The following is a 24,247-nucleotide window of genomic DNA, read 5'->3' on the forward strand; positions in this document are numbered from 1 at the left end:
GAATTTTCATGACACTCTGGAGGATTTGACAATATTTGATGTTTCGTATATAGTGTGAGGTAAAGTGAGAGTTTAAATGTATTCTATAAAATTAGATGAAGGAGGAATTTTATGGAAGGAAAAGTACCAAAGATAACATGGACAAAGAACGATGAGGCTCCGTATTTGGCATCATTTTCCCTGTTGCCCGCCGTAAAAAAGTTCTTGGATGCAGCTGGTATTGAAATTGAAATGAAGGATATTTCACTGGCAGGAAGGGTATTGGCAAATTTCCCAGATTATTTGAAAGAAGATCAGAGAGTCCCCGATGACTTAGCTGAGTTAGGAGGCCTGGTAGTAGATGACCCTGATTTTAATCTTATCAAACTACCCAACATAAGTGCTGCAGTGCCACAATTGAAGGCTACCATAAAGGAATTGCAAAGTAAGGGATATAATGTTCCTGATTATCCTGAGGAACCTAAAACAGAAGAAGAAAAGGAAATTCATGATAGATATGCAAAGGTTTTAGGAAGTGCTGTTAACCCTGTGATAAGACAGGGAAACTGTGTTCGTATGGTTCCTAAACCGGTCAAAGAGAGCGCGAAAAAATATCCAGAACTCATGGCAGGAGGAATGCCTTTAAAAGAGTGGAGTAAGGACTCTAAAACCCATGTAGCACATATGGACAGTGAAGATTTCTATGAGCATGAAAAGTCTGTAACAGTAGAAAAGGCAACAAAGGTAAAAATAGAGTTTACCGATGAGAATGGCAATACCTCTGTAATGAGGGAGTTGCCTCTCACAGAAGGGGAAATATTGGATGGCACCTTCATGAATGTAAAGGCTTTACAGAAATTTTATGAAGAGCAAATAAAAGATGCAAAGAAAAAAGATATTTTATGGTCACTGCATCTGAAGGCTACCATGATGAAGGTTTCTGATCCTGTGATGTTTGGTTATGCAGTAAAAGCATACTTTAAAGATGTTTTTGAGAAGCACGCCAAAACATTTGAGGAAATAGGTGTAAATCCAAACAACGGTTTAGCAGATTTATATTTGAAGATACAAGAGTTGCCAGAAGATAAGAGGAAAGAAATAGAAGCAGACATACAGGCTGTTTACGATAAGAATCCAGCAATGTTTATGGTTGATTCCGGTAAAGGTATTACAAATTTGCACTCACCCAATCTTGTAATTATAGATGCTTCTCTACCCACTATTATCAGAGATGGTGGAAAAGCATGGGGTCCGGATAATAAACAGCACGATGTGAAAATAGTGATACCGGATAGATGTTATGCCACATCATATGAAGAGGTTGTTGAAGATTGCAAGAGGAACGGCGCTTTTGATAGGGGAACAATGGGAACAGTTATAAACGTTGGGCTTATGGCGATGAAAGCAGAAGAGTATGGCTCTCATGATAAGACATTTATGGCACCATCTGATGGAACTTTTCGTGTTGTTGATGAAAGCGGTAAGGTGTTGATAGAACAGAAAGTTGAAAAAGACGATATCTGGAGGGGTTGTCAGGTCAAGGATATCGCAGTCAAAGATTGGGCAAAAATTGGTGTAGAGCAGGCAAGGAAAACAGGTTATTCTACGATTTTTTGGCTTGATGAGAATAGGGGCCATGATGCAGAAGTAATAAAAAAGGTGAATGAATGCTTAAAGGATTATGATACAACAGGTCTTGATATTCGTATAATGAAGCCTTCGGAGGCCATGAGATTCACAGCTGAGAAGGTTAGAAAGAGTGAAAATGTAATAAGCGTTACGGGGAATGCTTTGAGGGATTACCTAACAGACCTATTCCCCATCACCGAAGCAGGAACAAGCGCAAAGGTGCTTTCTATAGTTCCATTGTTGGCTGGTGGTCTCATGTCTGAGGCTGGTGCCGGGGGTTCCGCTCCAAAACATGCCCAGCAACTCTTAGAAGAAGGTCACTTAAGGTGGGATTCTACTGCTGAGTTTACAGCACTAACCTCGGCTTTAAGATTTATTGAGGAAAAATACAATCATAAGAAGGCAAAGCTTTTAGCTGATACCTCTGAAAAAGCAGTGACCAAACTCTTACTCAATAAATTATGGCCAGGAAGGAAAGCTGGACAACATGACAATAGAGGGGAGATTTATTATTTCATTAGATATTGGGCTGAAGCTTTGGCAGAGCAGGATGAAGACAAAGAGCTTAAGAAGAAATTTGAAAAACCAGCTAAGGAATTGGCAGAGAACGAATCCAAAATAAATGAAGAACTTATTGCTGCTCAGGGTCATCCCGTTGATATAGGTGGCTACTACTTACCTGATGAAGATAAGATTGCAAAAGTGATGCGACCCAGTCCAACCTTAAACGCTATAGTAGATGCCATTTAACTTTCAAATAATTGGAGGTCAGGTTTTCTATAAAAGGAAGCTTGACCTCTTTTCCCCTTAATTGTTTCCTTAAGAAAATGCAAGTATTTAAGCGAATTGCACATCAGCTGAGCCTGTTTTTAACAAAACTTTGTCTTGACAAAAATATCTAATTTTTGCAAGCAAATGTTTTTTAAAAAACATTTCCTTGACAACTGCCTTTGGTAGTTGCAAGCAAAATTTCGTTTTAACGAAACTTTGCTTGACAAAAATAAACTGTATTTCTATACTAAGAAATATAAAAATACGATTTTTAAAAGGAGGTATGTTGTGTATAGACAGGAGATAATGAAAGAAGCAACGGAGTATTTTGCAAAACTTGGAAAACAACAGTATGACGGGGCGCAAAGGATGCTGGTAGATACAGAGTGGACGAATTTTGCAACATTTCGTCTATTTAAATTTTTAGATAAAGGAGTGATAAATGGCTGAAGAACGATTACCTGTTATAATCAACGAGAGTTTGTGTAAAGCATGTGGGTTGTGTGTAGAGGTATGTCCTAAGAATGTTTTAGAAATGGTAGAAGCATTAGATGTATGGATGGGAACGATGGCAAAGGTTGTAAGACCAGAGGATTGTAATCGTTGTAAAATGTGTGAGATAATCTGTCCTGATTTTGCCATAGATGTTGTAGAGAGAAAAGTAGAGATAACATTTACAGATAGCCAGGGAAAAGCAGTTACGAAAAGTAAATAAGGAGGAATAAATGGGAAGAATTGCATTTATAAATGCTAATGCCGCGGCTGCAGAAGCAGCAATTATTGCAGGTTGTAATTTTTATGCTGGTTATCCAATAACTCCGTCTTCAGAAGTTCCAGAAACTCTTTCCAAGATAATGCCGGAAAGGGGTGTTCCGTTTATCATGTTGGAGGATGAAATTGCCAGTATAAATGCTTGTGTTGGAGCTGCTGCTTCTGGTGCAAAGCCTATGACCTGTACCAGTGGGCCGGGTCTATCTTTAAAACAAGAAGCAATAGGTGAAGCTTGTATAATGGAATTACCAATAGTTATAGTGGATGTTATGAGAGGCGGGCCAAGTACCGGTCTTCCTACCCGACCATCTCAGGCAGATATTATGCAGGCAAAATGGGGAACACATGGTGATCATCCTATAATTGCCATTTCAGCCTGTAACGCTCAAGAAGTTGTATTTGAAACGATAAGGGCATTTAACTTAGCAGAGAAATTTAGACAGCCCGTTTATATACTTACAGACGGCTTGCTTTCTCATCTACATGCAAAGGTTTATTTGCCTGATCCAGAAGAGGTAGAAATTGTAGAAAGAGCAAAACCTACTGTGCCGCCGGAAGAATATTATCCCTTTGACTACAATTATGAAATACCACCTCTTGCTCAATGGTGGCCAAAAGAAGGACCAAGTTATCGCTACCATATATCCAGTTTAAATCATGATAGAACAGGTTTCCCCACGGTTGTTCCTTCTTTTATACAACACCAGGAAAAACGGTTGGTAAATAAAATCATGAATCATATAGATGAGATAGAGAAATTTGAATATTATAAGATGGATGATGCAGAAACATGCATTATTGCTTATGGTTCTGTGGCGGAGGCGGCTCGTGTTGCTGTTGATGAAGCAAGGAAAGCAGGTATTAAAGTAGGCATGTTTAGACCGCTAACTATCTGGCCTCTTGCAGAAAAACAGATTAGAGATTTAAGGGGAAAAGTGAAAAACATAATTGTAGTAGAGATGAATTTGGGTCAGTATATTTTAGAGGTTCAAAGGCTAATTGCGGAAAAGATACCGGTATATGGTGTTCTTCAGGCAGCAGGAATACCGATAAGACCTGCTCAAATATTTGAAAAGATTAAAAATCCTGAGAAAAGTGTTGAAATCTGTATGACTGAGGAAGAACTAAAGAAATTCGGAGGGGGTGAATAATGGCTACTGTAAATTACGCAAACTATTTAAGAATGGAAAAGTTGCCTCTATACTGGTGCCCGGGATGCGGAGATGGAATTGTGCTAAAGGCTTATATAGAAGCAATAGATGAGTTAGGTTGGGATAAAAACGACTGTGCCATGGTCTCGGGTATTGGTTGTGCGTCTCGTGTTACAGGATATGTAGATTTTCATACCTTACACACCTTACATGGAAGAGCTCTTCCTACTGCAGTAGGAGTGAAAATGTCTCATCCAGATAAACATGTGTTTGTCTTTGGCGGGGATGGTGATATAGCTCATATTGGCGGTAATCACTTTTTACATGCTTGTAGAAGAAATATAGATATTACAGTGGTTTTTATTGATAACTGGAATTATGGTATGACCGGTGGTCAGCATTCCTGCACTACACCTTTACATGTAAAGGAATCTACTGCTCCCAGAGGTAGTTACGAACCACCAATAGATGCGGCTTCAGCAGCAATTGGGGCGGGAGCGACATTCGTTGCCAGAGGTTTTGCAGGGGATGAGTTGCGTATGAAGAGATACATTAAAGAAGGCTTGGCGCATCGCGGTTTCAGTATTATTGATATTCTTTGTCCTTGTCCTATTAACTTCGGAAGAAGAAACAAATTCGGCGATCCTGTAAAACTAATGAACTACATGAAGAGTCTGTGTATTCCTAAAGAAAAAGCGGAAAAGATGAGTCCAGAGGAATTGGAGGGTAAACATATAACAGGTGTTATTCATAAAGATGAGAAAAAGACGGAGTTGACAGATTCCTATTATGGTTGGTTGGTAAAGACAGCTCAAGCTAGTGACGAATATTGGGCAAAATATACAACAGGAAGACTGAAAGAAGAGGACAAATATACTATAACAAGAGAGGAATTAAAAGGACTTTATCCTTATGATTTAGAAATTCCACTGAAAAAATGGAAAAAATTATAATAAAAAAGAGGTAAAAAATGGGATATCGTTATGAGTTGAGATTTGGAGGAGTGGGAGGACAGGGCTCGCTAACAGCAGGAACTATTATAGCTCATGCCGCTGTTTTCCATACAGATTATTATGCTACACAAGTGCCCACCTATACTTCCCAGGTGCGTGGAGGAAAAGCAAAAGCAGATATAATCATCTGTGATGAACCCATTACATTTTCAGAAACCACAAAGGTGGATTTTTTTATGACTACCCATCAATCGGTTTACGATGCTTATAAAGCAGATTTAAAAGAGGGTGCAATAATACTTTCCGATCCTGCCTTAGTGAAAAACATACCTGACGAAGACAGAAAGAAATACAAGATTTATGAATATCCTCTGATATATACAGCAAAACATGAGATAGGCAATGTAGTTACGATGAATGTACTGGCTGTAGGGGTATGTGTTGGATTAACCCATGTTTTGGATAAAGAGGCGGTAAGAGAAGCGATAAAAGATACTGTTCCCCCAGCATTTTTAGATATGAATATGAAGGCTTATGACTTAGGTCTGGAGGTTGGCGAGAAATTCAAAAAGGAAGGACCAACAAAGAAAACATAAATGATGTATTAGTTTGATGAGCGGCTTATGAGCCGTTTTGGTGACTCATAAGCCGCTTTTTGTTTTAAATATGGAACCAGAGATTTGGTTTACAGAAAAACACACAGATTTTACAGGGATTACTTTTAAAGTAAATACCGTTTTATATACTGGAAAGAGTAGGTTTCAGCGGATAGATGTTTTAGATACGCCAGAGTATGGGCGTGTACTTTTACTGGACGGTTTGATAATGTTTACAGAAAGAGACGAGTTTGTCTATCATGAAATGATTGCTCATGTGCCACTATTCTCTCATCCTCATCCGGAAGATGTTTTACTCATAGGAGGAGGTGATGGAGGAGTAATTAGAGAACTCGTTAAACATGCCTGCCTTAAACGGATAGATCAAGTAGAATTGGATAAAGAGGTTATTCGTATAGCAAAAGAGTTTTTCCCTGCGCTGTCCAGTGGTTATAAAGATAACAGAGTGAATGTAAAAATAGGCGATGGAAGTGAATTTGTAAAAAAAACAAATCAAAGATATGATGTTGTGATTGTGGATTCTACAGATCCTGTAGGTCCTGCAGAATGTTTGTTTGAAGAAGATTTTTATGGAGGTATTTACAATATATTAAAAGAGGATGGATTTGTTTCTACCCAATCTGAATCGCCATTTTTTGATATGAACTGGACCTCTACTGCTGTAGAAAACCTGAAAAAGGTATTTCCTATTGTAAAAACCTATCTATGCTTTGTTCCCACTTATCCCAGTGGTATGTGGAGTTTTACCATTGCTTCTAAAATATATGACCCTGAAGATAACAGAAATGAAAGATTCAAACAAATGGGACTTGATTTAAAGTATTACAATAAAGAAATTCATAAAGCCTGTTTTGCTCTTCCTAATTTTGTTCGTTCTAAGCTTTAATATAATCTATCAATCTTTTTATACGGGGTAAAGACATATCTTTACCCAATATCTCCAGCATCTCAAGCACGCCGGGACTTATTGTCTTTCCGGTTAGAGCGATTCTTACGGGTTGAGCAATTTTTATGAGTTTTAAATCATACTTTTTTGTAATTTCATCAAATACATCTTTTATGCCTTCAATATTAAAATTTTCTAAATCTTTGAGGTCTTGGTACAATTCTTGCAAAATATTTAGAATTTCTCTTTTGCAATATTTTCTAACACCTTTTTCTTCATAATCCTGCGGTGGCTTAAAATAAAACAACATATCATGCGCCAGCGTTTTTAAGGTTTGAGTTCTTATACGCACCGTATCCATCGCCTTTTTTACATATACTTCACTGAATTCTTGTTTAATGTTTTCTTTTAAAAATAATCTTTCTATAAAGGGTTTACTGTAGGCATATATTTCTTCTGAAGGTAATGTCCTCAAATAATATTCATTTAACCACAGAAGTTTTCCTGGATTGAATATGGCAGAAGATAGATGTAGATGTTTAATATCAAAATATTTTACAAGTTCTTTTAAGGAAAATATTTCTTTGTCTCCATATGACCATCCAAGGCGTGATAGATAGTTTATCAATGCCTCTTTCACATATCCTTCGTCCCTGTATTCTAAAACAGACTTTGCTCCGTGTCTTTTGGAAAGCCTGGTTTTATCTTCTCCCATAATAAGCGGTATATGTATAAATTGAGGTACTTTAAGATTGAGTAATCTATACAGAACAATTTGCCTGGCTGTGTTGGTTAAATGATCATCTCCTCTTATAACATGTGTTATTCCCATCTCAGAGTCATCTATTACATTGGCAAAGTTATACATGGAAGAACCATCCGATTTCATGATGATAAAATCATCAAATTCAGAATATCTAAAGCTAATTTCACCTCTCAATAAATCTTCAAACACTATATCTTCTTGAGGCAACTTTATCCTTATTACAAAAGGTTTGTCTAAAATTTGTTTTATATTTCTGCAATGACCGTCATAATGTGGCCTTTCTCCCTTCTTTTTTTGTTCTTCTTTCATCTTATTTAATCTTTCTTTGGTGCAATAACACCTATAAGCTTTATCTTGTTTCAATAATTTTTCCGCATAACTTTTATATATATTTAATCTCTGTGATTGAAAAACAGGCATCTCATCAGGTTCTAGTCCTGCCCATTTTAAGGATTCTATGATATCTTCTGTAAATTCTTTTTTCGAGCGAATTCTATCTGTGTCCTCTATTCTCAAAAGAAAGCTTCCCTCTTCGTGTTTGGCAAGCAGAAAATTAAACAAAGCTGTGCGTAGACTTCCAATATGTAAATTACCAGTGGGGCTGGGGGCGAATCTTGTTTTAATCACTTTTTTTCTCCTCTTTGGGATAGATAATTACCCTTACCTTTTTCTTTCCGCCTTCCACTATGGTGTAATCCTTGTTCAAAAAAATGATAATTTTTTCACCATGCAGCTCTCGCAAATCAGGACCTTTTTGTTTGGCAGAAGCATTTCCTTCTAAAATGATTTTTTGTTCTTCGTCAATATAAGTAGCCGTATCACCTTTTGCCACCTCACCGGGTTTTCTTATAACAACATCACCTGTACATACAATTTTTTCTATATCTTCTGTTTTTTTGCTTTTGTAAACATCCATCTTATCCGCATTGATTGTTAATTCTCCTCTTATAACCGTTACATCACCCGTGAAGATATATTTCCCTTCGTTGCTATAAGCGATAAGTTTGTTAGATGTAATGTGAATGGGTATTTTATTCGTTTCAAGCTTTTCCTTTAGATTTTCAGCACCTGCTACTGACAAAAATAACAATATGAAAATGACGATAAGCTTAAATTTCATTTTCTATCCTTTTCAAAAGATTTATTGCTTTTTTCATTGCTTTTGCCCGATGGCTGATTTCTTCTTTAATCTTAGGTATTTCGGCAAATGTTTTGTTCCAGCCCTCTGGCATAAATATAGGATCATATCCAAATCCTCCGTTCCCTCTTTCTTTAAATGCAATGTATCCATCACATATCTCTTCTATGCTGTAAATTTTCCCCTTTTTAGTAACAATAGCAACACAACACACAAAATGCGCTTTCCTTTCGTTTAGATTTTTCAAATACTCCATTTCTTTCAGAAGTGTTTCTCTATTTTTCTTATCATTACCTGCATATCTCGATGAAAGGATGCCCGGTCTTCCATTCAAGGCGTCTACCATTAACCCCGAATCATCCGAAAGTACTGTCATATTGTATTTATCCGCATAAAACTTTGCCTTGAATATTGCGTTCTCGCAAAATGTTTTACCATTTTCCTCTACCTCATAAGGCAAAGATGATGCATCTATTGTTTGCCATCCAAATCGAGAGAGCACGGCCTTTAACTCTTCTATTTTATGCCTGTTTTTTGTAGCCAAAAATATCTTTTTATTTTTCAAATGCTTTTTTCCAGTCATCCAGGAATCTTTCAATGCCAATGTCTGTTAAAGGATGATGAAAGATTTTCTCTAAAACCGCAGGAGGAATAGTAGCGATATCTGCTCCTAATTCTGCCGCCTCTACTATGTGTCGTGGATGCCTAATGCTGGCAACGATAATTTCTGTTTGAAAACCATAGTTGTCAAAAATTGTCCTTATTGAGCTTACAACATCCATTCCAATATGACTGATATCATCCAGTCTTCCTATAAATGGACTCACGAACTTGGCACCAACCTTTGCTGCAAGCAAGGCCTGCGAAGGCGAAAAAACCAAAGTTACATTTATATTTATTCCCTTCTGAGAAAGTATATAAGTGGCTTTTATTCCTTCTTTGGTCATGGGTATCTTTATCGCTATATTAGGAGCGATATTCGCCAGTTTTTTTGCCTCTTCTATCATTCCTTCCGTATTCAAAGAGAGCACCTCTGCACTAATCGGACCTTTTACAATAGAAGATATTTCTTTGATTACTTCTTCAAAATTCTTTCCTTCTTTGGCTACCAATGAAGGATTTGTAGTCACTCCATCTACAATTCCCAACTCCGCATATTCCCTTATTTTCTCTATGTTTGCCGTATCTATGAAGAATTTCATTTCTTTTCCTCCTTGCGCTTTTGTTTATACTCCCTTTCACATTTCTTTGAACAGAAATAGATGGTTTCATTAGAACGATATCTCTTTATAGCTCGAGACCCAGAAATATAGGTTTTACAGTTGGCACATTGCACCAACTTCTCCACATGATTCCCTTTTTTAGGAGTAAATCTTAACTGTTTTGACACTATTATAAGTAGAACCATCAAAAACAGAACAAACAAAATTTTTGCTATCATTGTATTTTTTTTAATAAGATCTTTTTTATTTTCCGTCCGTCTGTATCTAAGACAGTAAAATTGCATCTGTCTGCAGACAGTATTTCACCTTTTCGGGGAATATAACCCAGCCTTTTTATTACAAAGCCTCCTATGGTTTCATAATCTTCTTCTTTTTTTATATTTAGTTTTAAATCCTCGTTAATTCTATCTATTTCTGCATCTGCGTCAATTATATACTTATCTTTTCCCTGGATGTGGAAGTACAAATTCGATTTATCGTATTCATCTTCAATTTCACCCATAATCTCTTCCACGCAGTCTTCAACAGTAGCCATGCCTATTATTCCTCCATATTCATCTACAATCACCGACATAAAAATACCATCTTTTTTCATCTTATAAAACAAATCATCTACCCGCATATATTCGGAGAAGAACTGAGCAGGTTGAACGAACTTCTTGATCTTTTCTTTTTCATCTACTGCATGGATTAGATCATAAATATTCACTATACCTACAATATTGTCTATTCTTTCTCTATATACAGGAAAACGAGTAAATCCTGTTTCTTTCACCAGTTCTATCATCTCTTCAATAGTTGAGGTTTCCTTTGCCAGCTTTACCTTAACCAAAGGCACCATTATTTCTCTGGTATATTCTTCCCCAAATTCGAATATATGCTTTAAAAATTTGTGTTCTTCAAGGCTTATTTCATCTTTGATATATTTACTGTTCAACAATGTTTTGAAATCTCTTCGAGATACTTTGTGCCTCTTGAAAAACCTTGCCGGTATAAGTTTCAAAAGTGTATTGGCAATTACAGATACACAGAAGATGAGCGGCGAAAGGATTTTTCCCGCAATATGCAAAAAATATACACTCTTCACAGACAAAGAAACGGGAAATTTTCTAAATAAACTCTTGGGTATCAATTCCCCACACAGCAAAATAATAGGGGAAATGATGAGTATAGAATACAATCCCTGTCCCTCACCTAAATATTTTGTCATGAGGTATGTGGCTATACTGGTTGAAGTAACAACGCTAAGGTCTGTTATAGAAAGGGTAGTGGAAAGGAGTTTAGCGGGGTTTTTAAGGTAGTTTTTTATAAGCTGAGTACCCTTGACCCCTTTCCGAGAAAGGATATTTAACTTTAATGAATTGGCAGAAATAATACCTATTTCTGTTCCAGATGAAATAGCTTCTATAAAAACACAGCAAATGATGATAAGAATTAAAATGACATCCACAATTTAAAAATAGCAATTTTAAAACAGGAAGTCAAAGATTTATTACGCATAGCAGGGTTAATACCCCGCACACCGATGCGGGGGCGGAATGACATTCGGTGATACCCCGCTGCTTGCGGCGGGGTTTTTTATTTCAATTCCTGTGCCCTGAATATACAACCTACCTACCTGCCTGTTGCCTTTATTATAATATTGTAATATAATCTACTATGAAAATAATTGAGAGTAAACTGATTTTAAAGAGGTTTATTTATGGGAGAAATTGGTTTCGAAGAGGCACTGAAGAGGTTGGAAGAAATAGCGGGAATATTAGAAAAAGGAGACACATCTTTAGACGAAACCTTAAGCTTGTTTGAAGAAGGAATGAAGCTCTCTGCTTTTTGTCAAAAAAAACTTACAGAAGTGGAAAACAAGATAAAACTCATCGTTCAAAAGGAAGGAAAAATTAATCTTGAAGAATTTAAACCTTGATTTTCTCAGTAAATACAAGAATAAGGCAAACAAATATTTAGAAGAAATCTTTCGGGAAAATGTTTTTTATCCTCCTCTATTTAATGAAGCAATGAAATATACAGTTTTTACGGAGGGGAAAAAAATAAGAGCAGCCCTTATCCTCTCTACGGTGAAACTTTTTTCCAATTATGAAATTGGATTACCTTTTGCTGCATCTATAGAACTAATCCATGCTTACTCTCTCATTCATGATGACCTACCATCCATGGACAACGATGATTATAGACGAGGGAAACCATCCAACCACAAGGTGTTTGGAGAAGAATTAGCCATTTTAGCTGGCGACGGATTAGGCACTTTTGCTTATGAAATAATAGTTGATAAAGGCTTACGAGTTACAAGTAAAGAGAATGTACTGAAGATAATAAGGGAAATAAGTCATGCTTCAGGTCCATGGGGAATGGTAGGCGGACAGGCAGCAGATATCCTTGTTGCTAAAAAGAAGATAAAAATGGAAGATGAAAAAGAGATGGTCAATTTTATCCATACCCACAAGACACAAAAACTTATTGCTATATGCCCAACAATTGGCGGAATATTAGGTAATTGCAATAGCGATGAGCTTCATAAACTCAAGACTTACGGAGAAAAAATTGGCCTTGCCTTTCAAATCATGGATGATGTATTAGATGTAGGAGAAGAAGAAAATACTTTGACTTACCCTAAAGTCTACGGTATAGAGAATTCGAAGCAAATTGCTAAAAAACTGGTGGAAGAAGGACAAGAACAGCTGACAATATGGGGGGAAAAAGCAAGTGAGCTTTTAGATATAGCTGATTTGATCGTAGAAAGGAGTAGCTAATGATAAAAATCAAAGATTTTTACCGTAAAAATTCTGAAGGAGAATTTTTATGAAAAGAGAGGCGAGAATTTCCAGAAAAACAGAGGAAACGGAAGTGGAGATAAACCTATGTATAGATGGAAGAGGAAAGGCAGAGATTTCTACACCTGTAGGTTTTTTTAATCATATGTTGGAAACCGTAGCCAAACATAGCAACTTTGATATAGAAGTTCAGGCAAAAGGTGATGTAGAAGTAGATTTTCACCACATTGTAGAGGATATAGGTATCGTTTTTGGGGAAACTTTTTTAAAAGCATTAGGTGAAAAGAGAGGGATAAAGAGGTTTGCATCTTCTGTCGTTCCTATGGATGATGCATTGACACTATGCAGTATAGATATCGGAGGAAGACCGTACTTTTATTATAATTTGAGTGTAAGCGGAAAATTAGGGAATATGGATATAGAAGTAATAGAGGAATTTTTTCGTGCTTTTTCATACAACGCATTGATTAATCTTTATATAGATGGTTTACATGGAAAGAATGCTCATCATATCATTGAATCTGTATTTAAAGCATTTTCCTTAACTTTAAAGCAAGCGGTAAGAATAGAGGGTGACACTATTCCCTCCACAAAGGGCGTGCTCTGAAAATAAAGGTAGCCTTCACGACTTTAGGATGTAAGGTAAACCAGTATGAAACAATGTGTATGAGGAGCAGATGTGAGGAAAGAGGTCTTCATTCTACCTCATTTAAGGAAAAGGCAGATGTGTATGTGATCAATGGCTGCTGTGTAACCTCACGAGCGGCTTATGAGACAAGACTATTTGCCAAAAAAGCATTCCAAAATAACAAACAGGCAAAGGTTATAGTTTGTGGTTGTCCTTGTTATATGCAAACAGAAAGAGAGATGTTAGAAAAAATAGGTGTCCATTTTATTTTAGGGCATTCTTACAAACATGAAATGCCAGATTTTATCTTAAGGGCTTTAAACGGTGAAAGTGGTATATTTGCCGATGATTATTCTAAGTCTTATGTGGATGAATCTGTCCTCTGTCGATTCGGCAATAGAGCCCGTGCATTTTGCAAAGTAGAAGAGGGCTGCAATTTCCACTGTACATTCTGCATTCTTCCCACGGTAAGAGGAAAAGAAAGAAGCAAAAGTATAGAAAATGTCCTAAAAGAAATCAACTGTTTAATAAAATCGGGTCATAAAGAAATTGTACTTACGGGCACAAATATCGGCAGCTACCGTTTTGGTTTTAAAAAACTCCTCCAGCTTATCGAGCAAATGGATGGTGAGTTTAGAATTCGCATAAGTTCTATTGAGCCGGTATATATGAATGATTCGTTAATAGATGTTTTAAAACAAAGTAAAAAGGTGGTTAAACATCTGCATATTCCTTTACAGAGCGGTAGTAATAAAATCTTGAAATTTATGAATAGACCCTATGAAAAAGAAGATTATTGCAATATTGTTTGGAAATTGAGTAAATTGGGATTTGTATTGGGCACAGATATTATCGTAGGATTTCCTACGGAAACAGATGAAGACTTTGAGGAAACAAGAGCATTTATTAAAAGTTTACCTCTTCAATATGCGCATGTTTTTGTTTATTCAAAAAGGGAGAAAACACCAGCAGCATCAATCAAAGGAGAGATAAATGGAAAGATAGCGAAGAACAGAAGCAAGATCATACGAAGGATAATTGCTTTAAAAAATTACGCATTCCGAAAGAGCCTGGAGGGAAAAAAAGTAGAGATAATTACAGAACCCACAGAGGTTGTAATAGACGGAAAAGCTTATAGAAAAGGTGTTTCTAAAGAATATGTAGTTGTTCTTATTCCTTCATCTGTTCCTCCCCATGAAAGATTATGGGCAAGAATTGTTCATGTAAACAGAAATTTTACATTTGCAGAATTATGAGGAAAAAGCGTAAGCCCTTTGATGATAAACGAGACAAAATTGTGTTTCTTGGTACCGGTGGAGGAAGAATTGTTGTCTTTTCACAGGTGAGAGCCTCAGGCGGCCTATGGTTTCAATTGGATGGCAAGATATTCGTTATTGACCCCGGACCGGGAGCTTTGGTAAAAGCAGCGAATATGGGTATAAGCATAAGAAAATTAAAGGCTATTTTCATTTCACACAGACACCTGGACCACTGTGCGGATATAAATAGTATCATTGTAGCGATGACAGAAGGAGCCAGAAGAAAGAAAGGTATAGTTTTCGCACCTCCGGATGCTATAGATGAAGACTCTGTAATCTTAGAATACTGCAAAAATACTGTAGAAAACATAATAAGGTTAAAACAAGGAGGAAAATACAAAATAGATGACATTTCTCTATATACTCCTCTTAAATTTATTCATCCTCCCCAGACATTTGGTGTTATAATAGAAAGCGAAAGATATACCATATCCTATATTACAGATACATTATGGTTTGACGAATTACCCCAGATCTTTCAGGGTGATGTGGTCATTATGAATACTGTTTTTAAAGAGCCAAGACAGGGCTTTTATCATCTATGCATTCATGATGTGGAGAAATATCTCTCTGTATATAAACCGAAAATATTGATTCTCAATCACTTTGGCATGACACTTTTACGAGCAAAACCATGGGAGTGGGCGGAGAGAATTTCAAAACAATTTAATACAAAAGTTTTAGCAGCATGGGATAATATGGTTTTTGATTTAGATAAAGAAGTGGGACAATGAAAATAGGAATTCTGATAAACCCAAAAGCTCGTAGATTTAATCCAAAACAGGTTCACGCTATTGCTTCTTACTTTAGAAGGAAGGGACATCATATAAGAGTTGCATTTATCAAAAAAAGGGGTGATGCAGAGATATTGGCACGCTCTTTAGCAAGAGATGGTTTTGATGTTGTGGCTGCTCATGGTGGTGATGGAATAGTCACTGATGTAGCGGAAGGATTAATTCACACCAACACTGCACTGGCAGTTTTACCCGCAGGAACAACGGATGTCTTCGCACAAGAGATGGGAATACCCAGAAATGCTTTAAAGGCAAGCCTGTTGATAGAAAAAGGTTTAAAAAAGAAAATATACACGGGAGTAATAAATGGAAACAGGCATTTTTTGGTTATGTGCGGCGTAGGTTTTGATGCTATGACTATAAAAACTGTAAGCAATAAGTTTAAAAAATGGTGGGGGAAACTCTCTTACATCTCTTCAGGACTATTTCATATGCTCAAATACCGTGGAAAACAAATAGATGTAAAAATAGACGGAGAAAAAGAAAGGTGTTTTACGCTTATAATAGGAAATGCAAGAAGGTATGGGGGCGGCTTTAGTGTTACACCCAACGCCAGTGTTCTTAAAGAAAAACTTGATGTGTGTATGTTTTGTGGAAAGGGAATGGGCCGTGAAGTTCTATTTCATGCTTTGCTTATAGTGTTAGGCTTTCACTTAAAGTTAAAATCCGTAAAACATCAAAGTTTTGAAAAGATGGAAATCTTTACACCTGGTATATCAGTTCATATAGATGGAGATTTCTTTGGTTTCACGCCCTTAACCATAGAAATAGAAAAGGATTTATTATCCGTTATCGTCCCTCAATAATTCATCGGCATCAGTTTCTCCAAGTTTGAATGGATTTTTAACCACGATCAAAATTTCCTTTTTAGTTTCAAACGCCATAAGATGCAGCATACTCTGTATAAAGAGATAACCACGAGTATTACCCGAGTTATCCTTTATTACATAAATAGAAGAGGGTTTGTCCACAGTTTTTATGAATTTTGCCGGTTCATCCGTAATAATCTTTGTTCTTTCAGCCCTTGCCATATAGAATGAAAGTGTATAGTCATCATCTATCTTATCCAATAAAATGGCATTGTTTTCCCCCATTCCCCACATTTCCAATTCGGGGTCTGAGAGTATAGAAATTCTATATTTATCCTTTTGAATTTGAGAGAAGTTTATTTCTTGCAAAGTAACATATTTATACCTGCAGCTTACTATACCAACAGACACTATCAACATTAGAGATATAATTATAATTTTTCTAAAAAGTAGCATCTATCTTTTCCCATATTCTGTCTATAATTTCCTTTATGGAGGGACAAACATCGTATGCAATTTTTTTGTTCATTAAAGCCTCATCTATACATTTTGTAAATGGAATCTCTGCTAATACCTCTATTTTGTTTTGTTTGCACCAACTTTTTATCTTTTCGCTTGTTTCCTTATTTATATCACATTTATTGATGATAACGCTTGTCTTCGTGCCAAAGTTGTCGGATAGTTGACAAACCCTTTTCAAGTCGTGAACACCCGATATTGTAGGTTCAGTTACAACTATTGCTATCTGCGCTCCAGAAAGAGCAGAAATGACCGGACAGCCGATGCCTGGAGGACCATCCACTAATATATATGGTATATTTTCCTCTTCAGCAATAGCATGTGTTTTTTTCTTTATCTTCGCTACCAGATTTCCGGAGTTCTCAGCACCAGGATTAAGTCTTGCATGAACCATCTTTCCATGTTTCGTATTGGAAACAAACCATTCACCTATAATTTCATCTACAATAGTAATCGCTTTTTCTGGACATACTAAGGTGCACAAAGTGCATCCTTCACATTTCATAGGATTAATAAAATACTTATCTTCTCTTTTATAAATAGCATCAAATCGGCAATATTTTTCACATAATCCACAACCTGTACATTTTTCTTCATCTATAATTGCTGACTGTGCACCTATGAATTCTTCCTGCTGTAAAATCCTGGGACTTAAAAGTATAAACATATCCGCCGCATCTACATCTGCATCCACAATAATTTTGCTTGGTATTGCGCATGACAAACAACTAGCAATAGTTGTTTTTCCTGTGCCCCCTTTTCCACTGATAATTACAATTTCTTTCATATCCCCAATCTCTTCTTTAAGGATAGAAACAATCCCTCTCCTTCTTTGTCTTCAATTAATACCTTGCCCTGCGAATAGAGATAAGCAAATTGTCTCTTAAAGGGAATTTTTAGAAGAATAGGTAAGGAAGAAAATTCCTGAACTGTTTCTCCTCTATCTTTGTTTATTATTATTCCAAAATCCTTTTTTAGGTGCTTTACTACCTCTATTGCCAGTTTTAGATCGTTTATGCCAAATGGGGTGGGTTCTGTAACCAAAACCACAAAGTCTGCCATCTCTATTGATTCCACCATGGGACAACCTGTTCCCGGCGGTGCATCCACAATAGCAATCTTATCTTTTTTGATAAGTTTTTTTATCTGTTTAATGATGGGAGTAGGGGAGGGCTCACCAATATTCATTATGCCATCTATAAAATCTATTTCATTTCCTTTAAAAGATGCTTTTCCTTTTCTTATAATACCCTTTTTCTTAAAAACCTCTCTTAACGCTCCTTCTACAGGACATACATAACTGCATGTTCCACAATTGTGACACAACTGCGGGAAATACAGCACTTTTTTTTGTTCTTTTAATATTGTTAGAGCATGAAAAGCACAGTGTCTCGCACATAAGCCACAAAATGTGCATATATTTTCATTTATTAAGGGAACAGGGAATAAACATTCTTTTGTTTCTTCTATCTCTGGGTGAAGAAATAAGTGTCCGTTTGGTTCCTCTACATCTGTATCTACATATACAGAATGTGGTATAAGAAGAGAAAGAGAAGAGGCAACAGTTGTTTTTCCTGTGCCCCCTTTTCCACTGGCAACAGTTATGATCATTTAAACTGAGACAGGGCTTCTTTAACGTTTCCGGAAATCTTTTTAATCTCTATCTTTGCTTCAGTTAATGCCATTTTTGCATTTGGTCCCATATCATTGGCAACGACGATTTTTATCCCTTCATTTATTATATATTGAGCAACCATTGTGCCTACTGCTCTTGCACTATCCTTGTAGGTATTTTCCTTTATTTCCGTTGTTTTTTTCTCCGTGTCATAGATAATAAAATATGGTGCACGGGCAAAACGCAAATCTACCTCTCCGTTTAGATCGTTTTTCGTTGTTGGTATAAGAATTTTCATAAAAAAACCTCCTTTAGAGGGTTTTTTACGGCAAATCGCAGAATTGTCATAAAAATTCTCCTCCAAAATTTTTACGGTAAAAATCTTTGATTTTTATCATAAGAACCTCCTAAGATCTTCCCTGCTGCATTATAGTTATTATTTCTGTCTACTACAAGTATTGCTTTTACTTTTAATTTTTACTACAATTCCTGTTATGAAATATGCTCTAATGATTTTAGCAATATTGCTTGTAACTGCGGGGCTTTCTTCTTGCGGTCACAAGGCTCCTCCTAAACCACCATCATCTTGCTACTTTATTATAAAATGAAAGATTTTGTGGTTATAGGCAGTGGTGTAGCAGGATTGCGCGCCGCTATTGAAATAGCCTTAGAAGGAAAGGAAGTAGATATCTATACGAAAGAAAGTATAGATATGTCCAACACTGACAAAGCACAGGGCGGTATCGCCGTTGTCTTAAGAGAAAATGACAGTAAAGAGTCTCATTTTCAAGATACAATAAAGGCTGGTGCAGGATTATGCAATGAAGAAGCGGTGCGTATCCTGGTAGATGAAGGACCGGAAAGAGTAAGAGGGCTTATAGACTGGGGAGCAAAATTTGATAGAAGGCCGGATGGTTCGTTAGATTTTACTCGTGAAGCTGCTCATTCCATCAATAGGATTGTGCATGCCTTAGGAGATGCGACAGGACACGAAGTAGAAAGAACACTCATTGAAATGGTTAAAGAACTACCGATTAAAATACATGGTTATTGCAGCTTAGCAAGTATTTTATGTGAAAAAAATACAGCAGTAGGCATAAGAATATTAAAAGATAATAAATTTGAGGATATACCTGCCCGTAGAATAATTGTTGCTACTGGCGGTTATGGAGCAGTATATAAACACACCACAAATCCTGATGTGACTACAGGAGATGGTATTGGAGCAGCGTTTCTTGCAGGCGCTATTGTGGAGGATATGGAATTTGTTCAGTTCCATCCCACCTGTTTACACATAAAAGGCGTGCCTGCATTTTTGCTCTCTGAGTCGATGAGAGGGGAGGGGGGGATACTCATAAATGATTCAGGAGAACCATTTATGTATAGGTATCATGAACTTAAAGAACTCGCTCCTCGAGACATTGTTGCCCGCTCAATTATTTTTGAAATGCAAAGAAGGAGCACAAAACATGTATATCTTGATATGAGGCATCTGTATAAAGATTTTGTAAAGAAACGTTTTCCCACCATTTATGAAACCTGTCTAAATTATGGAATAGACATAACTAAAAAACCTGTTCCCGTTGCTCCTGCCGCTCATTATACCATGGGAGGTATAAAAACAGATATGGAAGGAAAAACAAACATCAATGGTCTTTTTGCATGTGGTGAGGCAGCCTGCACCGGGGTGCATGGAGCAAATAGGTTAGCTTCCAATTCTATTTTAGAAGGATTGGTTTTTGGAAGAAGGGCGGGTTTAGCCGCCATTTCTTATAAAGATAAGTTTATTTCCAATATTCAATATCCTTTACCTGAAGGAAATACACTACAAAATATAGAACAAACAACCCATGAATTTCAACTTGCAATAGATGAAAAAATGGGTCCCATAAGAACCATGAAAGGACTGGAAGAATTTTTGGAGTATGCAAAAAACTTATGGAAAGATGTAAAAGATATAAGAAATTCACGTCAAAGCATAGAATTAAGGAACATGGTTCTTATCGGGCTACTTATTGCCACATCGGCATTAAAGAGAAAAAGTAGTGTGGGAGCGCACTATTGTATAGACACACCTCACCTTAATGACAAAAAACACATCTCACTTTCTTATGAACAACTAAAAGAATTTATCGGCGAAAATTAATCTTAAATAACTTTAGAATATAAACACTTGCCAATGGTCAAACCATATTATAATTTAATGCAATGAATGGTTATACTAATGTTGCCATTATTGTAATATTGAGTTTTTTACTTCCTATCATTTCTGCAAAGCTGTTCAAATGTCTTATTCCTGCTGTAGCGATAGAGATTATTGCAGGACTCATTATAGGAAAGAGTGGTTTTGGACTGATTGAGGAAGACAGGATAGTGAGTTTCCTTTCTATGTTTGGTCTTGTTTATCTTATGTTCCTTAGCGGCTTGGAAATAGATATAAAAGCGATGGGGAGTATAAGAAGAAAAAATTTCATCTATTCACCGCTCGTTTTGGCAATTTTAACCTTTTTTCTCACCCTCCTTGTAGCCTATCCCCTTTCTATAGTTTTTATAAATCTATTTTCTTGTGCCAAAAGTCCTTTTTACCTGGCATTGATTTTATCTACCTCTTCCGTTGCCATCGTATATCCTTTGCTTAAATCACGGCCGGACATCAAGGGGATTTATAAACAAACAATCTTGATTTGTGCTATTGTTGCTGATTTTTCTACTCTTTTCCTTGTTACACTATTTGCGCTTTTTAAGGAGGGAAAAACGGGCATTGTCAGCTTTGTTGTAATCTTTCTTCTATTCGTAATAGCAATATTGGCAAGTAAAATAATAACCAGTTTTTCCAAACATAGATGGACAATGGAAATCTTTTCTATTTTAAAATATCGTCCCACGGTGCAGATAGGCGTAAGGGCGGCACTTGCATTGCTTTTTATCTTTCTTTTTTTAGCAGAGCTGTTTGGTATAGAAGCCATTTTGGGTGCGTTTTTAGCAGGAGCAACTGTTTCAGAACTCTCTAAAAAAGAAGCAGATATTATGCGCATGAAATTAGATGCCTTTGGATATGGTTTTTTTATCCCACTTTTCTTCATTTATCAAGGAGCAACTTTAACGGTGCACACTGCTTCATTGGATAAGGATATTTTGTTGATAATGAGTATTCTTTTCGGTGGTTTTTTGATCAAACTCATAGCAACCTCGCCGCTGCTTATACGATTTTCTTTCAAAGAAACACTATCCGCAGGTTTGCTTTTAAGCAGCAGGCTGTGCTTGATTATTGCCGTTTCTATTATTGGATTGAATTTGGGTATAATTGATGAAAGCATGCACTCAGCAATAATTATTTTTGCCGTTCTATCATGTATTTTTTCTCCTTCTTTATTCAATATTCTTCAAAAGAAAAAATTTGTGCCTCATCTTGCAAGAATAATTATAGCAGGAGGGGGTATTGTTGGGAACGATGTTGCGAAAAGATTTAAAAAGATGCAAAAAGAAGTAATTATCATTGAAAAGGATAGAGAAAGATGTAAGGAATTAGATGAGGCAACAGTAGGCAAGGTATATTGTGGTGATGTTAAAGATGAAGCTTTAATGAAGAGAATAAGCCCTCGAAGCGATGATGTATTGCTTCTTTTAACGAATGATGATCAAGTAAATCTGGATATTGCCTTAATGCTGAGGGAAAAATACAATGTGCATAAAATATTTGCCAGAGATAATAATCCAAAAAACAGAAATAAATTCGAGGAAAAGAATATTACTCCCCTCATATATACAGAACAGCTGTTAAGAAGCATAGAAAAAGCTGTTAGTTATCCCTCTGTATTGGGACCTCTTGCCGAGGGAGAAAATATCATTCAAGAAAAGACTATAAATAAACTTGACAATAAATCAATTGAAGAATCACACCTCTCTGAAGTAATGAAAATCATCTTAATAAAAAGGGGAGAGCAATGGCTTTATCCTCATGAAAAGATGATATTGAAGAAAGGGGATATTGTGATATTTGTCGCTGATGAAAAAGATGAAAAAGCTTTACAAAGGACGGATATCTGAATCATGATTATTTGCTATTGTTAGTAATAAATAAAAACACTTGACTTAGATACAAAATACTGTATAAATTTTAGATGTGGAGCAGCTGGTAAATGTTAAAGAAGATGGTTGTTTCAACCGACAAGTCTTCTTGAAAAGTTTTTTAATGAGGTTTTCTTTTTTATGATAGTGTTTTCATTGAAGGGATTAGAGTTGCTATCTTGCTTTTCCCATGTGTCTCTCTAAAGAAACCATTATTAGAAAGAGAGAAGCAAAAAAAGGAGGAAAAGATGCAAGGCAGTAAGCTCTATGTAGGAAATCTTACTTATTCCGTAGATAATGAGCAGTTAAAAGAATTATTCGCCTCTCATGGCGAAGTTAAACAGGTTAATGTAATTGAAGGTAAAGGTTTTGGTTTCGTTGAAATGTCGAGTCCAGAGGAAGCCGAAAAAGCAAAAGAAGCACTAAATGGTACTGAGTTTAGTGGGCGCACCTTAAGGATTGATGAAGCTCGCCCACCAAGGGAAAGATCTAGCAGAGGAAGTTATCAGAGATACTAAAATAACAAAAGTTCAGGTTTGCTGGTAGTTTAATATACCAGCTGCTCCACTCAGCAATTTATAAATGGACGATAAGTTAAATGTGGTAACAGGAGCGTTCAGTTATACTGGAAAATATATTACAGAATTGTTACTTTCAACAGGAGAAAGGATTCAAACCTTAACTGGACATCCACATCGCAACCCATTCGAAAAAAGGATAATAGTTTTTCCTTACAACTTTGATAATTTAGATAAATTAAAGAAAACATTAGAAGGAGTAAATACCTTATATAATACCTATTGGATTCATTTTTCATACCATAAAAGCAGCATTGATAAAGCCGTTGAAAATACTAAAAAGCTTGTTTTAGCAGCAAAAGAGGCAGGCGTTAAAAGAATTGTTCATATTAGTGTTTCCAATCCCCGTGAAACATCACCACTTCCCTATTTTAGAGGAAAAGCACGAGCAGAAGAATTCATTATAAATTCAAAATTATCCTATGCGATCATTAGACCTACTATTATTTTTGGTTTGGAAAGTATTCCCATCAATAATATTGCTTATTTTCTTAGAAAATTTCCATTATTTGCCGTATTCGGTTCAGGAAAATATCTAATTCAACCTATATTTGTAGGAGATGTGGCTGAAATAGCGGTAAAGTTGGGCCACAGAGAAGAAAATATCATAGTAGATATAGCCGGTCCTGAGATTTTCACCTACAACCAATTAGTTCATCTTATTGTAGAAAAGGTTAACAGCAGAGCAAAGATTATACACCTTCCACCCGAAATCACTCTCTTTATCGGCAAAATATTGGGTTATATACTTAAAGATGTAACCATAAATAGAAATGAGATGAGAGGGTTGATGTCAAATGTCTATGTTTCTAAAAATCCTTTTATTGGAAAGACTTATATAAGCCAATGGTTAGAGAAAAATGCTAAAAAAATAGGAACAAGATATATCTCAGAATTAAACCGATATTATTTTAAAAATTTATAACCATCTGCAGCTGGTTCCAGTGAGACAAAAATCAACTAATGTTTTTATTACATATAGTAGGGTTAATGTCCCGCGGCAAGCCGCGATTTGTGTCATAAAAACCTCCAGTTTTTACGACCAAATCTTTGATTTGTGTCATAAAAATTCTAAGGGAATTCTTACAACCAAATCTGCGATTTGTGTCATAAAATTTTAATGGAGATAAAATTTTACGGCGAAAGACAAAGTCTTTGGTCGCAAAAATTCTAAGGGAAATCGGGCGACCAAATCAGGGCTATGTGTCGAATACAGCTCCAACTAAGAAGAAATATCCAGCGGCTCT

The 24,247-nt window shown here is 36.3% G+C and carries 27 protein-coding genes; 17 read left to right on the plus strand and 10 right to left on the minus strand.

The features are described 5' to 3' along the window. Positions 1-111 precede the first annotated feature (111 nt). From J7J10_02575 to speE, 7 genes are all read left to right on the plus strand, one after another. Complete coding sequence (locus tag J7J10_02575; GenBank protein ID MCD6129817.1) at positions 112-2,358, plus strand: NADP-dependent isocitrate dehydrogenase; 2,247 nt, start codon at positions 112-114, stop codon at positions 2,356-2,358. Positions 2,359-2,667: 309 nt separating this feature from the next. Beyond that, entirely contained in the window at positions 2,668-2,829 is a 162-nt protein-coding gene (locus J7J10_02580; protein ID MCD6129818.1) for a hypothetical protein, read from the plus strand. Then, positions 2,822-3,094, plus strand: a complete 273-nt coding sequence (locus tag J7J10_02585) for a 4Fe-4S binding protein (protein ID MCD6129819.1) — start codon at positions 2,822-2,824, stop codon at positions 3,092-3,094. The genes J7J10_02580 and J7J10_02585 overlap by 8 nt, the downstream gene beginning before the upstream one ends. A gap of 10 nt (positions 3,095-3,104) precedes the next feature. Continuing rightward, positions 3,105-4,301 (plus strand): 2-oxoacid:acceptor oxidoreductase subunit alpha, encoded by a 1,197-nt coding sequence (locus tag J7J10_02590; protein ID MCD6129820.1) that lies wholly within the window; start codon positions 3,105-3,107, stop codon positions 4,299-4,301. Then, complete coding sequence (locus J7J10_02595) at positions 4,301-5,254, plus strand: 2-oxoglutarate ferredoxin oxidoreductase subunit beta (protein MCD6129821.1); 954 nt, start codon at positions 4,301-4,303, stop codon at positions 5,252-5,254. Before J7J10_02590 ends, J7J10_02595 begins: the two co-directional genes overlap by 1 nt. Before the next feature lie 17 nt (positions 5,255-5,271). Further along, positions 5,272-5,850 carry a 2-oxoacid:acceptor oxidoreductase family protein gene (locus J7J10_02600; GenBank protein MCD6129822.1) on the plus strand — a complete coding sequence of 193 codons (579 nt, stop codon included), beginning with the start codon at positions 5,272-5,274 and terminating at the stop codon, positions 5,848-5,850. Between the two features lie 70 nt (positions 5,851-5,920). Then, a complete protein-coding gene (gene speE, locus J7J10_02605) occupies positions 5,921-6,757 on the plus strand; it encodes a polyamine aminopropyltransferase (GenBank protein MCD6129823.1) in 837 nt (278 codons plus the stop codon). On the opposite strand, the gene J7J10_02610 is transcribed toward speE, so the two are convergent. From J7J10_02610 to J7J10_02635, 6 genes are read right to left on the minus strand one after another with little or no spacing between them, the layout of a single operon-like run. Beyond that, positions 6,747-8,150 (minus strand): glutamate--tRNA ligase, encoded by a 1,404-nt coding sequence (locus tag J7J10_02610; GenBank protein ID MCD6129824.1) that lies wholly within the window; start codon positions 8,148-8,150, stop codon positions 6,747-6,749. The genes speE and J7J10_02610 overlap by 11 nt on opposite strands. Further along, complete coding sequence (gene lptA, locus J7J10_02615) at positions 8,143-8,643, minus strand: lipopolysaccharide transport periplasmic protein LptA (protein ID MCD6129825.1); 501 nt, start codon at positions 8,641-8,643, stop codon at positions 8,143-8,145. The genes J7J10_02610 and lptA overlap by 8 nt, the downstream gene beginning before the upstream one ends. Next, positions 8,633-9,244, minus strand: coding sequence for an RdgB/HAM1 family non-canonical purine NTP pyrophosphatase (gene rdgB, locus J7J10_02620; protein ID MCD6129826.1), 612 nt, complete (start codon positions 9,242-9,244; stop codon positions 8,633-8,635). Before rdgB ends, lptA begins: the two co-directional genes overlap by 11 nt. After that, positions 9,216-9,863, minus strand: a complete 648-nt coding sequence (gene fsa, locus J7J10_02625; protein ID MCD6129827.1) for a fructose-6-phosphate aldolase — start codon at positions 9,861-9,863, stop codon at positions 9,216-9,218. The genes rdgB and fsa overlap by 29 nt, the downstream gene beginning before the upstream one ends. Beyond that, positions 9,860-10,102 (minus strand): hypothetical protein, encoded by a 243-nt coding sequence (locus tag J7J10_02630; GenBank protein ID MCD6129828.1) that lies wholly within the window; start codon positions 10,100-10,102, stop codon positions 9,860-9,862. The genes fsa and J7J10_02630 overlap by 4 nt, the downstream gene beginning before the upstream one ends. Next, positions 10,099-11,334: an HlyC/CorC family transporter gene (locus J7J10_02635; protein MCD6129829.1), complete on the minus strand. Its 1,236-nt coding sequence runs from the start codon at positions 11,332-11,334 to the stop codon at positions 10,099-10,101. Before J7J10_02635 ends, J7J10_02630 begins: the two co-directional genes overlap by 4 nt. Before the next feature lie 252 nt (positions 11,335-11,586). Here J7J10_02635 and xseB point away from each other — a divergent pair, with 252 nt between their 5' ends. From xseB to J7J10_02665, 6 genes are read left to right on the plus strand one after another with little or no spacing between them, the layout of a single operon-like run. Beyond that, complete coding sequence (gene xseB / locus J7J10_02640) at positions 11,587-11,805, plus strand: exodeoxyribonuclease VII small subunit (GenBank protein ID MCD6129830.1); 219 nt, start codon at positions 11,587-11,589, stop codon at positions 11,803-11,805. Then, positions 11,786-12,649: a polyprenyl synthetase family protein gene (locus J7J10_02645; GenBank protein MCD6129831.1), complete on the plus strand. Its 864-nt coding sequence runs from the start codon at positions 11,786-11,788 to the stop codon at positions 12,647-12,649. Before xseB ends, J7J10_02645 begins: the two co-directional genes overlap by 20 nt. Before the next feature lie 49 nt (positions 12,650-12,698). Next, positions 12,699-13,277 carry an imidazoleglycerol-phosphate dehydratase HisB gene (gene hisB / locus J7J10_02650; GenBank protein ID MCD6129832.1) on the plus strand — a complete coding sequence of 193 codons (579 nt, stop codon included), beginning with the start codon at positions 12,699-12,701 and terminating at the stop codon, positions 13,275-13,277. Next, the gene (gene mtaB, locus J7J10_02655) at positions 13,274-14,554 is read left to right on the plus strand and encodes a tRNA (N(6)-L-threonylcarbamoyladenosine(37)-C(2))-methylthiotransferase MtaB (protein MCD6129833.1); all 1,281 of its coding nucleotides are present in this window, start codon (positions 13,274-13,276) and stop codon (positions 14,552-14,554) included. The genes hisB and mtaB overlap by 4 nt, the downstream gene beginning before the upstream one ends. After that, positions 14,551-15,351 (plus strand): MBL fold metallo-hydrolase, encoded by an 801-nt coding sequence (locus tag J7J10_02660; GenBank protein MCD6129834.1) that lies wholly within the window; start codon positions 14,551-14,553, stop codon positions 15,349-15,351. Before mtaB ends, J7J10_02660 begins: the two co-directional genes overlap by 4 nt. Then, the gene (locus tag J7J10_02665) at positions 15,348-16,217 is read left to right on the plus strand and encodes a YegS/Rv2252/BmrU family lipid kinase (GenBank protein MCD6129835.1); all 870 of its coding nucleotides are present in this window, start codon (positions 15,348-15,350) and stop codon (positions 16,215-16,217) included. The genes J7J10_02660 and J7J10_02665 overlap by 4 nt, the downstream gene beginning before the upstream one ends. On the opposite strand, the gene J7J10_02670 is transcribed toward J7J10_02665, so the two are convergent. From J7J10_02670 to J7J10_02685, 4 genes are read right to left on the minus strand one after another with little or no spacing between them, the layout of a single operon-like run. Further along, positions 16,194-16,640 carry a hypothetical protein gene (locus tag J7J10_02670; GenBank protein MCD6129836.1) on the minus strand — a complete coding sequence of 149 codons (447 nt, stop codon included), beginning with the start codon at positions 16,638-16,640 and terminating at the stop codon, positions 16,194-16,196. The two genes, J7J10_02665 and J7J10_02670, sit on opposite strands and share 24 nt — an antisense overlap. A 22-nt stretch (positions 16,641-16,662) precedes the next feature. Next, complete coding sequence (locus tag J7J10_02675; GenBank protein ID MCD6129837.1) at positions 16,663-17,526, minus strand: ATP-binding protein; 864 nt, start codon at positions 17,524-17,526, stop codon at positions 16,663-16,665. Next, entirely contained in the window at positions 17,523-18,350 is an 828-nt protein-coding gene (locus J7J10_02680; protein MCD6129838.1) for a 4Fe-4S dicluster domain-containing protein, read from the minus strand. Before J7J10_02680 ends, J7J10_02675 begins: the two co-directional genes overlap by 4 nt. Continuing rightward, entirely contained in the window at positions 18,347-18,652 is a 306-nt protein-coding gene (locus J7J10_02685; GenBank protein ID MCD6129839.1) for a NifB/NifX family molybdenum-iron cluster-binding protein, read from the minus strand. The genes J7J10_02680 and J7J10_02685 overlap by 4 nt, the downstream gene beginning before the upstream one ends. 306 nt (positions 18,653-18,958) lie before the next feature. Here J7J10_02685 and nadB point away from each other — a divergent pair, with 306 nt between their 5' ends. The 4 genes from nadB to J7J10_02705 all read left to right on the plus strand — a co-directional run bounded on the left by nadB (position 18,959) and on the right by J7J10_02705 (position 23,925). Next, positions 18,959-20,500, plus strand: coding sequence for an L-aspartate oxidase (nadB, locus tag J7J10_02690; protein MCD6129840.1), 1,542 nt, complete (start codon positions 18,959-18,961; stop codon positions 20,498-20,500). Positions 20,501-20,562: 62 nt separating this feature from the next. Continuing rightward, a complete protein-coding gene (locus J7J10_02695) occupies positions 20,563-22,401 on the plus strand; it encodes a cation:proton antiporter (protein MCD6129841.1) in 1,839 nt (612 codons plus the stop codon). Between the two features lie 269 nt (positions 22,402-22,670). Then, positions 22,671-22,940 (plus strand): RNA-binding protein, encoded by a 270-nt coding sequence (locus tag J7J10_02700; protein MCD6129842.1) that lies wholly within the window; start codon positions 22,671-22,673, stop codon positions 22,938-22,940. Positions 22,941-23,004: 64 nt separating this feature from the next. Next, positions 23,005-23,925, plus strand: coding sequence for an NAD(P)H-binding protein (locus J7J10_02705; GenBank protein ID MCD6129843.1), 921 nt, complete (start codon positions 23,005-23,007; stop codon positions 23,923-23,925). Positions 23,926-24,247 lie beyond the last annotated feature (322 nt).

The organism is Deltaproteobacteria bacterium, from assembly GCA_021159305.1.
Lineage (GTDB): Bacteria > Campylobacterota_A > Desulfurellia > JAGGSF01 > JAGGSF01 > JAGGSF01.

Bases quoted from the DNA above. Each gene is read 5' to 3' on its own strand.
- J7J10_02660 (MCD6129834.1), top strand. From the start codon at position 14,551: ATGAGGAAAAAGCGTAAGCCCTTTGATGATAAACGAGACAAAATTGTG.
- speE (MCD6129823.1), top strand. From the start codon at position 5,921: ATGGAACCAGAGATTTGGTTTACAGAAAAACACACAGATTTTACAGGG.
- fsa (MCD6129827.1), bottom strand. From the start codon at position 9,863: ATGAAATTCTTCATAGATACGGCAAACATAGAGAAAATAAGGGAATAT.
- nadB (MCD6129840.1), top strand. From the start codon at position 18,959: ATGAAAGATTTTGTGGTTATAGGCAGTGGTGTAGCAGGATTGCGCGCC.
- J7J10_02595 (MCD6129821.1), top strand. From the start codon at position 4,301: ATGGCTACTGTAAATTACGCAAACTATTTAAGAATGGAAAAGTTGCCT.
- J7J10_02590 (MCD6129820.1), top strand. From the start codon at position 3,105: ATGGGAAGAATTGCATTTATAAATGCTAATGCCGCGGCTGCAGAAGCA.
- J7J10_02700 (MCD6129842.1), top strand. From the start codon at position 22,671: ATGCAAGGCAGTAAGCTCTATGTAGGAAATCTTACTTATTCCGTAGAT.
- J7J10_02695 (MCD6129841.1), top strand. From the start codon at position 20,563: ATGAATGGTTATACTAATGTTGCCATTATTGTAATATTGAGTTTTTTA.
- lptA (MCD6129825.1), bottom strand. From the start codon at position 8,643: ATGAAATTTAAGCTTATCGTCATTTTCATATTGTTATTTTTGTCAGTA.
- J7J10_02685 (MCD6129839.1), bottom strand. From the start codon at position 18,652: ATGAAAATTCTTATACCAACAACGAAAAACGATCTAAACGGAGAGGTA.
- J7J10_02670 (MCD6129836.1), bottom strand. From the start codon at position 16,640: ATGTTGATAGTGTCTGTTGGTATAGTAAGCTGCAGGTATAAATATGTT.
- J7J10_02585 (MCD6129819.1), top strand. From the start codon at position 2,822: ATGGCTGAAGAACGATTACCTGTTATAATCAACGAGAGTTTGTGTAAA.
- J7J10_02705 (MCD6129843.1), top strand. From the start codon at position 23,005: ATGGACGATAAGTTAAATGTGGTAACAGGAGCGTTCAGTTATACTGGA.
- hisB (MCD6129832.1), top strand. From the start codon at position 12,699: ATGAAAAGAGAGGCGAGAATTTCCAGAAAAACAGAGGAAACGGAAGTG.
- J7J10_02680 (MCD6129838.1), bottom strand. From the start codon at position 18,350: ATGATCATAACTGTTGCCAGTGGAAAAGGGGGCACAGGAAAAACAACT.
- J7J10_02600 (MCD6129822.1), top strand. From the start codon at position 5,272: ATGGGATATCGTTATGAGTTGAGATTTGGAGGAGTGGGAGGACAGGGC.
- J7J10_02575 (MCD6129817.1), top strand. From the start codon at position 112: ATGGAAGGAAAAGTACCAAAGATAACATGGACAAAGAACGATGAGGCT.
- J7J10_02630 (MCD6129828.1), bottom strand. From the start codon at position 10,102: ATGATAGCAAAAATTTTGTTTGTTCTGTTTTTGATGGTTCTACTTATA.
- J7J10_02675 (MCD6129837.1), bottom strand. From the start codon at position 17,526: ATGAAAGAAATTGTAATTATCAGTGGAAAAGGGGGCACAGGAAAAACA.
- rdgB (MCD6129826.1), bottom strand. From the start codon at position 9,244: ATGACTGGAAAAAAGCATTTGAAAAATAAAAAGATATTTTTGGCTACA.
- xseB (MCD6129830.1), top strand. From the start codon at position 11,587: ATGGGAGAAATTGGTTTCGAAGAGGCACTGAAGAGGTTGGAAGAAATA.
- J7J10_02665 (MCD6129835.1), top strand. From the start codon at position 15,348: ATGAAAATAGGAATTCTGATAAACCCAAAAGCTCGTAGATTTAATCCA.